This window comes from Aeromonas sp. QDB68 (assembly GCF_027707405.1).
In the GTDB taxonomy this organism is placed as follows: Bacteria; Pseudomonadota; Gammaproteobacteria; order Enterobacterales; family Aeromonadaceae; genus Aeromonas; species Aeromonas caviae.
This window is the reverse complement of the sequence record NZ_JAPCIQ010000099.1, coordinates 1-12063: the sequence shown is the minus strand read 5'-3', so window position 1 is coordinate 12063 and position 12063 is coordinate 1. Positions and strand designations below refer to the sequence as shown.

Annotated in this window: 7 protein-coding genes; 2 read left to right on the top strand and 5 right to left on the bottom strand. The window is 63.6% G+C overall.

What is annotated here, in order from left to right; translation table 11 throughout:
- Positions 1 to 100: 100 nt before the first annotated feature.
- Positions 101 to 2488, bottom strand: coding sequence for a diguanylate cyclase domain-containing protein (locus PG892_RS19115; protein WP_236729441.1), 2388 nt, complete (start codon positions 2486 to 2488; stop codon positions 101 to 103).
- Positions 2489 to 2956: 468 nt separating this feature from the next.
- Here PG892_RS19115 and PG892_RS19110 point away from each other — a divergent pair, with 468 nt between their 5' ends.
- Positions 2957 to 3970, top strand: a complete 1014-nt coding sequence (locus PG892_RS19110) for a lipoate--protein ligase (protein WP_052815046.1) — start codon at positions 2957 to 2959, stop codon at positions 3968 to 3970.
- A gap of 176 nt (positions 3971 to 4146) precedes the next feature.
- Positions 4147 to 5841 (top strand): pyridoxal phosphate-dependent decarboxylase family protein, encoded by a 1695-nt coding sequence (locus PG892_RS19105; protein WP_052815047.1) that lies wholly within the window; start codon positions 4147 to 4149, stop codon positions 5839 to 5841.
- Between the two features lie 77 nt (positions 5842 to 5918).
- Here the strand turns inward: PG892_RS19105 and PG892_RS19100 are convergent, their stop codons facing one another.
- The 4 genes from PG892_RS19100 to PG892_RS19085 form a co-directional block, all read right to left on the bottom strand.
- Positions 5919 to 6290 carry a copper-binding protein gene (locus tag PG892_RS19100; protein ID WP_043759198.1) on the bottom strand — a complete coding sequence of 124 codons (372 nt, stop codon included), beginning with the start codon at positions 6288 to 6290 and terminating at the stop codon, positions 5919 to 5921.
- A 31-nt stretch (positions 6291 to 6321) separates the two neighbouring features.
- On the bottom strand, positions 6322 to 9471 hold the full coding sequence (locus PG892_RS19095) for an efflux RND transporter permease subunit (protein ID WP_052815048.1): 3150 nt from the start codon (positions 9469 to 9471) through the stop codon (positions 6322 to 6324).
- A gap of 73 nt (positions 9472 to 9544) precedes the next feature.
- Positions 9545 to 11062, bottom strand: coding sequence for an efflux RND transporter periplasmic adaptor subunit (locus PG892_RS19090; RefSeq protein WP_270825701.1), 1518 nt, complete (start codon positions 11060 to 11062; stop codon positions 9545 to 9547).
- A 289-nt stretch (positions 11063 to 11351) separates the two neighbouring features.
- Positions 11352 to 11846, bottom strand: coding sequence for a hypothetical protein (locus PG892_RS19085; RefSeq protein WP_052815050.1), 495 nt, complete (start codon positions 11844 to 11846; stop codon positions 11352 to 11354).
- Between the last annotated feature and the right edge of the window lie 217 nt (positions 11847 to 12063).

The window sequence follows — 12063 nt, the reverse complement described above, 5'->3', positions numbered from 1 at the left end:
CGAAACCCAACAAGGAGTTTCGGATTCTTACACAGCCTGAGGATCGGTCAATGGATCCTTAACTGATCGGCATTAGGCACGTGCCCCCTGTTTTCTGGCATCACACCGCCTCGCGGGCATCGCAGGTTTTCATCAGGGGGAAATAACGGCGATCCGCCTGGCTCATGTGACCCACGACCAGCTCCTGGATGATGAAGTTGAGCAGGGCGTCGTTGCCAAGGGTGCCCGCCTGTGCGGCCGCCATCAGCTGACCGGCTTTTTTCAGCAGATGCTGGTGCTCCTGGCGATGGGCCGCCAGCTCCTCATAGCCATATTGCGCGAGGACTTGCTCTTCGAGGAGGAAGTGCTGGCGCGCCATCTCGAATATCTGCGCCATGTCTGCCAGCAAGGCATCCGGATGGATGCCGGGATCCTGCATGTGCTCGAGCAAGCGGTTGGCCAGCAGGTAGAGCTGGCGGTGGTCCGCATCGATGCGGGGGTGGCCGCATGCGTGGGCGGGCTGCCATTGCAGGGTGCCGGGGAGGGGATCCTGCCCGGTGGAAAACAGGCAGACCCTGCCCCGGCCATGGTGCTTGGCCTGATACATGGCCTGATCGGCGTGGTGCATCAGGGTCTTGGGGTCGGTGCCGTGATCCGGATAGAGGGCGACCCCTATGCTGCCGGAGATGCGCAGCGCCTGCTGCTCAAGCTGGAAGGGGTGATGCAGGCAGTGGTGCAGCTTGTCGGCGACCGCGAGGGCCGAGGCATCCGTATCGGGCAGCATGATGACGAATTCGTCCCCCCCAAGGCGTGCCACCAGATCTTCTTCCCTGACGCACTCCCCCATGCGCTCGGCCACCAGCTTGAGCAGCAGGTCGCCGGTTTCGTGGCCGAAGGTGTCATTGATGGGCTTGAAGTGGTCGAGATCGATGAAGACCAGGGCCAGGGGCTGCTGGGGAGCCTGCTCCAGGGTCTCCTTGAGCCGCTGTTGCAGCAGGCGGCGGTTGGCCAGGCCGGTGAGGGGGTCATAGAAGGCGAGGCGGCGCATCATCTCCTCCCGGGCCGAACGTTCGGTGACATCCCGGGTCACCCCCAAAATGGCATCGGGTCTTGTGCTGGCGCTGCCATGCAAGGTAGTGACCGTCTCGATGGCCACCAGATGACCCTGCTTGTGGCGCAGCTGGGAGTGGATGACGCACCGGGTCTGCCCATGATCCCCCCGTTGCCAGGCCTCGAGGGAGGCGGTGATGCCGTCGCGAAGCTGTTTCCAGGACTCATCGGGGAGCAGCTGGCGCAGGGAGAGGGCAAAGAGTTCGGCGGGCTCATAGCCGCTCAGGGACGCGATGGCGGGGCTGATGTAACGAAAACGCAGGCTGTCGGTGTCCATGGTCCAGATCACGTCGCCGCTGTTCTCCGCCACGAAACGGTAGTGCTGCTCGCGCTGGGCCAGTTCCCGGGTGAGCCGCTGTCGGTCACTGGCCTCTTCCCGCAGACGCAGATAGAGGTGCAGGAAGACGCCGAGCAGGGCCAGCAGGGAGAAGGAGATCAGCATGGCGATGGCCACGCTCCTGTCGAGCAGTTGGCGCTGCTGGCGAAGGCTCGCCTGGGTACTGTTGTAGAGGAAGGGGGTGAGGTTGGGCACCGCCTTGATCATCCCGGCCTCCTGGTAGGTGCGGGCGATCTGCTGCCAGCGATCCTGCTGCATGTAGCCGGGCTCGATGATGTCGGGCTGCATCAGGGCCCGGGTTTCACGGGCCTCGAAGGCGAGCGCCTCGCGCCCGGCCCCGCTGGGGTAGTGCTCCAGGATCAGGTTGATCATCTCCTCGGGATGATCCATGGCATAGCGCCACCCCTTGAGGCTGGCCTGCAAGAAGCGCTGGACCCGCTCCTGCTGGTTGAAGACTTCATTTTCCGAGGTGAAGAGGTTGTCTCCGTAGAAGTCGTACCCGACGTCGCGGGGACTGAACACCCGGTAGGGAATGCCCTGTTGCTGCAGGGTGAAGGGCTCGGTTGTGCTGTAGGCGCTGATGGCGTCCGCCTGGCCCCTCAGCAGTGCCTGTACCCCCCGCTCGTAGGGCAGGGTATCCCACTGCCGGCTGCGGGTGTAGCGATGCAGGTAGGTGAGCAGCTCGTTGGAGCCGGGTTCGAGCATCAGCCGCTTGTTGGCCAGATCGCCCGGAGTCTGGATATCCGGCCGCTCCAGGGTGATGAGCATCAGGGGGGAGTGCTGCAACATGGCGGCGAGCACCACCACAGGGCGGCCTGCTGTCCGGGCCAGCAGCAGATCGCTGCCGCGGATGCCGAACTGGGCACGACCCGTGGTGACTTCATTGATGACGTCGGTGCCCGGCCCCGCCTCCCGCAGGGTGACCTGCAGGCCGACCTCCTGGTAGAACCCCTTGGCGATGGCGGCGTAGTAACCGGCAAACTGGAACTGGTGCTGCCAGGGAAGTTGCAGGATGACGCGCTCATCCGCCCTGAGGGGAGCCGTGGTCAGGGTGGCAATCATCACCCAGAAAGGCAGAAGCCAGCGTACAGGCTGGCGAGATGCATCGGACTCCGTCATACCGCTGTTCTCTCGGGAGGTGCTCTTCTGGCTAGAGTCAAACAATTTCCTGCCATTCGCAAGGGGAGCAGGCCCCAATAAGATGGGGCGCGGGAGGCAGTAAAAGTCATTTTTGTGTCATTCATCACGTCAATGGGCGTCACGGCTCGTTTTGAAACCTTGTCAACCCGTCACCGGCCCGGTGACAAGGGCATAAGGTGTCATTCCAGGAGGGGTGGCTGCCGCCTCTCTTCTCGCCTGTTAATGATAAACTGCGTGTTTTCGGCGACTCCCTCTTGTCTTCTCCTGTCGTATCAGAAGTTGATGCTCTTGCCCCGATCGGATGTCGACCTGTGGCGGTCGGGGGACGCCTTCCTTCGTTCAGGGTGGTATGGTAGTCATCCGTTTCCTGTTTTCCGAGAAGGTCCTGTCATGTCTTCCTTGCGCCTGCTGCTCTCCGACTCCCACGATCCCCTGTTCAACCTCGCGGTGGAGGAGTGCATTTTTCGCCAGATGGACCCGGCCCAGCGGGTGCTGTTCCTGTGGCGCAACGACAATACGGTGGTGATAGGCCGGGCCCAGAACCCCTGGAAGGAGTGCAACACCCGCCGCATGGAAGAGGACGGGGTGACCCTGGCCCGGCGCAGCAGCGGGGGTGGCGCCGTGTTCCACGACCTTGGCAACAGCTGTTTCACCTTCATGGCGGGCAAGCCCGGTTATGACAAGAGCGTCTCCACCACCATCGTCATCGATGCCCTCGCCAGACTCGGCGTGAGCGCTTTTGCCTCCGGGCGCAACGACCTGCTGGTGGCGACCCCGGACGGGGATCGCAAGGTGTCGGGTTCGGCCTACCGGGAGAACCATGATCGCGGCTTTCACCACGGTACCCTGCTGCTGGATGCTGATCTCGGCCGCCTTGCCCACTACCTCAATCCCGACCCCAAGAAGCTGGCGGCCAAGGGCATCAGTTCGGTGAGAAGCCGGGTGGCGAACCTTGGCGAGCTGCTGCCTGGTCTGGATCATGAGCAGGTGGTACAGGCCCTGTGCGACGCCTTCTTTGCCCATTACGGTGAGGTGGTGCCGCCCGAGCATATCTCCCCCGAGCGGATGCCCGACCTGCCCGGCTTTGCCGAGACTTTTGCCCGCCAACGCAGCTGGGAGTGGAACTTCGGCCATGCTCCCGCCTTCAGCCACCTGCTGGAGGAGCGCTTCCCCTGGGGCGGGGTCGAGCTTCATTTCGACGTGGAGAAGGGGGTGATAGGACGGGCACAGATCTTCAGTGACACCCTGGACCCTGCGCCCCTGGATGACCTGGCCGCACGCCTGCCCGGGGTGGCCTATCGTCCCGACGCCATCGACGAGTTGCTGCGTCAGTGGCGGGCGACGTTTTCGGCCAACTCCGAGCTGGAAGGGTTTTCGGCATGGCTGCTGACCGCCCTGCGCTGACCTTGCCCATGACCAGGATCACAAGATGAACAGGAAAAAAGAGGGGAGAGGGGGCGCGGCGCCCATCAGGGCGCCAACATGACAAAAAGTAGGGCAGACCATTAGTTATTGTCTCTGTTGATAGAGGTGTCACTGGAGTATAAAAACCGCACCTCAGCAGTATCAATGGTATAAAAATGAATCACTTGGTCTATCTGAAAGATGAGGGCGTCAACGCCGTCTCCCCCGAATTCGCCCGCCGTTTTGCCACCGTCAAAGCCCACTTTTTCTCACGCAACCCCGACCTCTGGCCGGTGTTTCGCGAGCCCGGCTTTGCCACCCTCAACGAGTTTCGCGCCCGTGGACTGGCGCCGGACGCGCGCCTCAATGCCTGGCCAGATGGCCGCGCCCGTCTCGCGGATCTCTGCGAGACCATGCCGGTGCCCGCGCAGATGCGTACCCCGGGGGAGCCCATGACGGAGCTGCTGTTTGCCGGCGCCCTGTCAAAGGATTGGGAGAACCCCTCCAGCGTCGAGAACGTCATCACCATGTCGGCGGATCCCGCCATCTACGGCGCCCAGATGGGCATTTTGGCCAACCCCAACCTGGTCTACTCCGAATACGCCGGGGTGGCCGAGGAGCTGGAGAAGAAGGTAGTGCGCCAGATAGCACTGCTGGCGGGTTACGACCCGGCCCGCGCCACCGGCATCTTCACCCAGGGGGGGACCTTCTGTAACCTCTACGGCTACCTGCTCGGCATTCGCAAGAGCCTGCCGGAAGCCAAGCACAAGGGGCTCGGCCACTATCAGGACTACCGCATCATCAACTCCCAGGGCGGCCACTACTCCAACATCACCAACCTCTCCCTGCTCGGGGTGGACATCGAGAACAAGACCATCCGCATCCAGGTCGGGGAGAACAACGACATCGATCTCGCGGATCTCGAGCGCACCCTGACCGCCTGTTTTGCCTTGAAGCACGTGGTGCCTACCATCATGCTCACCATGGGTACCACCGACACCTTCGGGGTGGATCAGGTCAAACCCGTGGTGGACCTGCGGGATCGCCTGTGCGAGCGCTTCGAGGTGGCGGTCAAGCCCCACATCCACGTGGACGCCGCCATCGGCTGGTCGATGATCTTCTTCCTGGGTTACGACTTTGCCGCCAACCCCCTGGCCATCAACGCCGCGACCCTGGCCGGCATCGAGCGCAACGTGGCGCGCTTTGCCGAGCTCAAATACGCCGATTCGTTCACCGTCGACTTCCAGAAGTGGGGCTATGTGCCCTACACCTCCAGCCTGGTGATGATCAAGGAGCAGAACGACCTCAAGGCGATGGAGAACGATCCGGAGAACTTCTCCTACTTCGAGCGCGACATCCAGGGCCACACCCACCTGCAGTCCACCATCGAGTGCTCCCGCGGGGCGAGCGGCCTGTTCGGTGCCTACGCGGCCCTCAACTACCTGGGGGTCGAGGGGTATCGCACCGTGCTGGCCCACTGCCTGCAAAACGCCAACTACTTCCGCTTCCGTCTGAGCCAGCTCGGCAACGTCAAGCTGGTGGCCCAGGAGAACCAGGGGCCGAGCGTGGGCTTCAAGATCTACAACCCCGAGTGGGTGCAGGATCCGGAGGCCGAGTTCGCCTTCGAGCTGGCCCGCAGTCCCGACCCCGCCTACAAGGCGCGGCTGGCACGCAACACCGAATACCACCGCAGCCTCTTCACCGGGCGCGGCAAGGTGGGGCTCTACACCAACTGGGTGGAGGCGGTGGCCCGCTCCGATTACGACGCGCGCGGCCGTTACTCCTACATCGCCGGGGAAAAGGCGGTATTCATGAACCCGGCTTGCAGCCGCGAGCAGATCGACGCCTTTATCGACCACATTCGCGGCTGAGGATCGGCCCGGCGCTGACAAGCAGACAACAAAACGGCGGGTTCAACCCGCCGTTTTTTTACTGCCCTTGTGAGTGGTTACTGCTTCTGCAGCTTCGTCACCGTGAGCTTTCCAGCCGGACTTTCGGCGTGGAAGCTCACCGCATCCCCGACCTTGAACCCTTCCATCAGGGCGGGATCGGCCACCTGGAAGACCATGGTCATGGGGGGCATCTTGAGGTTCGCGATGGCCTCGTGCTTGATGCCTACCTTGCCGTTTTGCGTGTCGATACGGCTGATGACCCCCTTGGTCATCACCTTCTCCTCCATGCCATCCATGCCCTCCATCTGGCCCATCTCCCCCATCTGGCTCATGTCGTGCCCTTCGTGGTTCATCATCTCCTCGGCCTGCAGGCCGGTGTGGGTGGCGAGGCCCAATAGCAGGGTCAGCGTCAGCGTCTTGTAGTTCATGATGGTTTCCTTGTTTGTGTTGTCCGGTTGATCAGGGTGCAGTCGGGGTATCCGTCTGCGACGTCGTGTGTTCAAGGGTTTTCAGGGTGCGGCTGCGCCACAGGTAGTAGGCGGCGGGCAGCACCAGCAGGGTCAGCACCAGCGCCGTCACCATGCCGCCGATCATGGGGGCGGCGATTCGCTGCATCACCTCCGAGCCGGTGCCATGGCTCCACATGATGGGCAGAAGGCCGGCGATGATGGTGACCACCGTCATCATCTTGGGGCGCAGGCGCAGGGCGGCGCCGTGAATGACCGCCTGGTGCAGGCCGGCCTTGTCCGGTTTGCCGCTGGCCACCAGATCGTCCCAGGCGTGGTTGAGGTAGACCAGCATCAGCACCCCCGTCTCCACGGCCACCCCGGCCAGGGCGATGAAGCCGACGCCGACGCCCACCGAGAGGTTGAAGTCGAGCAGCCAGACGGCCCAGATCCCCCCGACCACCGCCAGCGGCAGGGTGGTGAGGATGAGCAGCACCTCCTGGAAGCGGTGAAACGCGAGATAGAGCAGCAGCACGATAATGGCGAGGGTCAGGGGCACCACGTAGGTGAGGCGCTCCATGGCCCGCTCCATGTATTCGTACTGACCTGACCAGGTGAGGGCGTAACCCGGTGGCAGCACCAGCTGCTTGTCCACCTCGGCCTTGGCCTCTGCCACAAAGGAGCCGATGTCGCGGCCACGGATGTCCACGTAGACCCAGCCGTTGAGGCGTGCGTTTTCGCTGCGCAGCATGGGCGCCTCGTCGCTGATGTAGACCCGGGCCACGTCCGCCAGGGCGATCCGCTCACCCTTGGGGGTGACCAGGGGCAGCAGTTCGAGGCTGGCCACCGAATCGCGATAGCTCTGGGGATAGCGCAGGTTGATGGGGTAACGTTCGCGCCCCTCAATGGTCTGCCCCACGTCCATGCCGCCCACCGCGGTGGCGAGCACCGCCTGCACGTCGGCGATGTTGAGGCCGTAGCGGGCCGCCTTGAGCCGATCGATATCCACCTTGACGTAGCGACCGCCCGCCACCCGCTCGGCGTAGACGGAGGCAGCGCCTTCCACCTTGCCGACAATTTGCTCGAGTTGCTGGCCAATCTGCTGGACCACCTTGAGGTCGGGGCCGGCGATCTTGATCCCCACCGGGGTCTTGATGCCGGTGGCCAGCATGTCGATACGGGTCTTGATGGGGGGCACCCAGGCGTTGGTGAGGCCGGGGAAGCGGATGAGGGAGTCGAGCTCTTCTTTCAGCTTCTCCGGGGTCATGCCGGGACGCCACTGATCGCGGGGCTTGAGCTGGATGCTGGTCTCCATCATCACCAGATCCGCCGGGTCGGTGGCCGAGTCGGCGCGCCCCGCCTTGCCGAACACGTTCTGTACCTCGGGCACGGTGCGGATGAGTTTGTCGGTCTGCTGCAAAATCTCCCGCGCCTTGCCCACCGAGATGTTGGTCGCCGTGGTGGGCATGTACATGATGTCCCCCTCATCGAGCGGCGGTATGAACTCGGAGCCCAGGTGCTGGAGCGGCCAGAAACCCGCGACCGTGACCACCAGGGCGGCGGCGAGGGTGGTCTTGGGGCGGGCCAGCACGGCATTGAGCAGGGGCACATAGGCCTGGCTCAAGCCACGGTTGAGGGGGTTGGCCTGCTCGGGCAATACCTTGCCGCGGATAAAATAGCCCATGATGACCGGCACCAGCGTGATGGCGAGCGCGGCGGCGGCGGCCATGGCGTAGGTCTTGGTGTAGGCCAGCGGGTGGAACATCCGTCCCTCCTGCGCCTCCAGGGCAAACACCGGCAGGAAGCTCATGGTGATGATGAGCAGGGAGAAGAAAATCGCCGGCCCCACCTCGATGCTCGCCTCCGTGATGATCCGCCAGCGGTTCTTGTCGGTGAGCGCCTCCCGCTCCATGTGCTTGTGGACGTTCTCTATCATCACGATGGCGCCGTCCACCATGGCGCCGATGGCGATGGCGATGCCCCCCAGCGACATGATGTTGGCGTTGATCCCCTGCAGGTGCATCACGATAAAGGCGGTCAAAATCGCGATAGGGAGGGTGATGACCACCACCAGCGACGAGCGCAGGTGGAACAGGAAGGCGAGACACACCAGCACCACCACGGCGAACTCCTCCACCAGCTTGGCGGAGAGGTTGTCGATGGCGCGCTGGATAAGGTCGGATCGATCGTACACGGTGACGATCTCCACCCCGTCGGGCAGGCTGGATTTGAGCTCGGCCAGCCGTGCCTTGACCCCGTCGATGGTGTGCTGGGCATTCTCGCCAAAACGCATGACGATGATGCCGCCCACCACTTCCCCTTCGCCGTTGAGCTCGGCGATACCGCGCCGGCTCTGGGGACCGGTCACCACGTCGGCCACGTCACCCAGCAGCAGGGGGGCGCCCCGCACATTGGTGCCGAGCGGGATCTGCTTCAGATCCTCGACGCTCTTGAGGTAGCCATTCGAACGAACCATGTACTCCGCTTCCGCCATCTCGATGACGGAGGCGCCGGTCTCCTGGTTGCCCTGCTTGATGGCGGTCTCGATGAGGGAGAGCGGAATGCCGTAGGCCCGCAGCTTGTCCGGATCGACCCGCACCTGGTACTGGCGCACCATGCCGCCCACAGTGGCGACTTCGGATACGCCGTTCACCGTCTGCAGCTCGTATTTCAGAAACCAGTTCTGCAGTGACGTGAGCTCGCTGAGATCGTGCTTGCCGCTCTTGTCCACCAGGGCGTACTGGTAGACCCAGCCCACCCCGGTGGCGTCCGGCCCGAGCTGGGGCTGGGCCCCGGCGGGCAGATTGGGGGCCACCTGGCTCAGATACTCCAGCACCCGGGCGCGGGCCCAGTAGAGGTCGGTGTCGTCGTCAAACAGCACATAGACGAAGGAGTCGCCGAAGAAGGAGTAGCCGCGCACCGTGGTGGCCCCCGGCACCGCCAGCATGGCGGTGGTGAGGGGGTAGGTCACCTGATCCTCCACCACCTGGGGCGCCTGGCCCGGGTAGGAGGTCTTGATGATCACCTGGACGTCGGAGAGATCCGGCAGGGCGTCCACCGGGGTCTGCTTGACCGACCAGAGGCCCCAGGCGGTGAGCATGACGGTCAGCAGCAGCACCAGGAAGCGGTTGCCGACGGACCAGCGAATGATGGCAGGGATCATGACTGGGCTCCTCTCATTCGGTGGGCTGGCAGCCGATTGGGTTTGTGCTCAATGCAGCGAAGCATGGCCGGGATCATGATTTATCCCCCATCTGGTGCTGGCTGTGATCCATGCCTTCCATGCCTGGCATCTCGCCCTTGGCCTCTTTCATCGGCTCGTCTGCTGCCGGTTTGTCTTCCACATGGATCTGGATGATGCGGTACTCGTCCCCCTCCTGCTCCACCTGCAGATGCAGGGTCTGATCCGGTTTCAGCTGGCTGATGTCCACGCCGTCGGCCACGGTGAAGTCCATCTCCATGGCGGGCCACTGCCACTCGGGAATGGGCTGGTGAGAGATGCCGAGGGTACGCCCGGCGAGATCGATGTTCTGCACCTGGCCCTGGGTCCACACCTGCATGGGACGCACCGCCGTCATGCGCTGGAAGTCCGAATCGATGGCCGATTCTGAGTCGAGCAGGAACTGGGCCGAGCTGACGATGCTGTCACCGGCTTCGACCCCCTCCTGGATGGCGACCTTGTCACCAAACTGGGGGCCCAGGGTGACGGCCACCGACTTGAAGTTGCCATCTCCCAGCGCCAGCACCAGCCGGTCCTGGCTGCCGGTGCGGATCACCGCTTCGCTCGGCACCACCAGGCGGGGTTCCCCCTTGCCGGTGCCGATGCTCACCTTGGCGAACATGTTGGGTTTCAGGAACTCGTCCGGGTTGTCGAAGCGCAGGCGGACCCGCAGGGTGCGGGTACTGGCATCGAGCGTCGGGTAGAGGTAGTCCACCCGACCCTGCCAGCGGCGGCCCGGGGCATAGTCCAGGGTCATGGTGACCGGATCGCCGACCTTGATCTGGGCGGCCTGGCGCTCGAACACCTCGGCGCTCACCCACACCTGCTTGAGGGTACTGATGTTGAAGAGGGGGGCGGCGGGCTCCACATACTGGCCTTCACGCACCTTGAGCTCGGAGACATAGCCGCTGCTCGGGGCATAGATGCGCACCGTCTCCTGCACCTTGCGGGTGCGCTTGAGGGCCGCTATCTGATCCGTCGGTACCTGCAGGGACTTGAGCTTGCCTTCGGCGGCGCGCAGCAGCAGCGGGTTGGTGGTATTGAGCGCCAGCAGGTACTCGTGCTGGGCGTTCACCAGATCCGGGGCGTAGAGATCGTAGATGAAGCTGCCCCTGGCCACCTGCTGCCCCTCGTTCTTGATGGCGAGGTTGCGGATCCAGCCCGCCATCCGGGAGTTGATGGCTTCGAGGCGCTCCTCGTCATATCCCACATAGCCCACCGTCTCGATCTGCTGGTGGACGGGCAGTTTTTCCACCTTGGCCAGCCGCACCCCCAGGTTCTGCTGGATCTCGGGGCTGATGGTAACGGTGCCCGGCGAGCCGCCCTGTTTCTCTTCATAGACGGGGATGAAGTCCATCCCCATGTTGTCCTTGGCGGGGGCATCGCGCTTGTCGCGGGGATCCATGGGATTGACCCAGTAGAGGGGGGCCTTCTCCTTGGCGGTAGTAGCGCCGCCCATCTTGGTGGCGGCCCAGTAACCGCCGCCAGCCCCGAGGACGAGCATCAGAGTCGACAGGATCAGGGTCTTGTTCATCGCAGGCCTCCGGCACGAGTCGAACGGGAGGCGCGGGCGCCGGCAACGGCGAAAATCTTGGCTGATGACATGGTTACATCTTCTCTTCTATCAGGCCGCCTGACCGGGTTCCTGCATGAGCGTCGTGTCCAGGGGCGGGGCAGAGGCGTTATTCACGCACCTGCGTCACGCAACACTCGAATCACAGCGAACGGGTTGGGCGGCAAACGGAGCACTGCCGACGAGTCGGCCGGTGCACGGCACTTGTTGCAATGGCGAACCATTGCCCAGGCTGGGGTAGAAGAGGTTTCTAATGGCGCAGCACAGAGAGCATCAGATGCCGTCTGGGCCAGGAGGGGGGATGGGTACCGCGCAGGCGCAGGAAGGGATCCCTCAGCCAGTTGTCGAGCAGGGAGCCGACATGCCACGAAGAGGGGAGCAGCAGCAGGGGGATCAGCAGCAGTGACAACAGCATGCCGAGCAGGGGCGGGGCATTGGCCGCACCGGAGAAGCCGGCCTGCATCTGGCATTCCCCCCCAGACGGGGCACTCTGGCTCATGGTGCCCGAATGGCAGGAGAGGGGAATTGTGTCGGCCTGGCCATGGTTCATGGCGGCGTGCTGCACAGGCGGGCTCTCGTGCAGCGCATGAGACAAGGGGGAGGATGCCGGAAGGGCATCCTGGGTCTCACCCGGGAGGGCGGTGGCCGCGCCATGCCAGCTGATGCACAGGGTCAGATTGCAGACGAGCACCAGCGCCAGCAATAGCCGGGCGATGAACGTGGTGGGCAATCTCGATGAGAGCATGGGTGGCTTCCCTGTGACGGATGGGCCGAATCTAAACCTTGCCGAAAGGAGAAGGTCAAGGCCTGGCAAGCGCCGTCTGCCTGGGAATTGACATGGATTAAGAAAGGGCGGGGCAGTGAACAGAAAAAGCCCCGCCATGCGGCAATGCTGATCAGTTAAGGATCCATTGACCGATCCTTCTGCTGTAGGACAATCCGGAACCAATCACTGGTTCCGG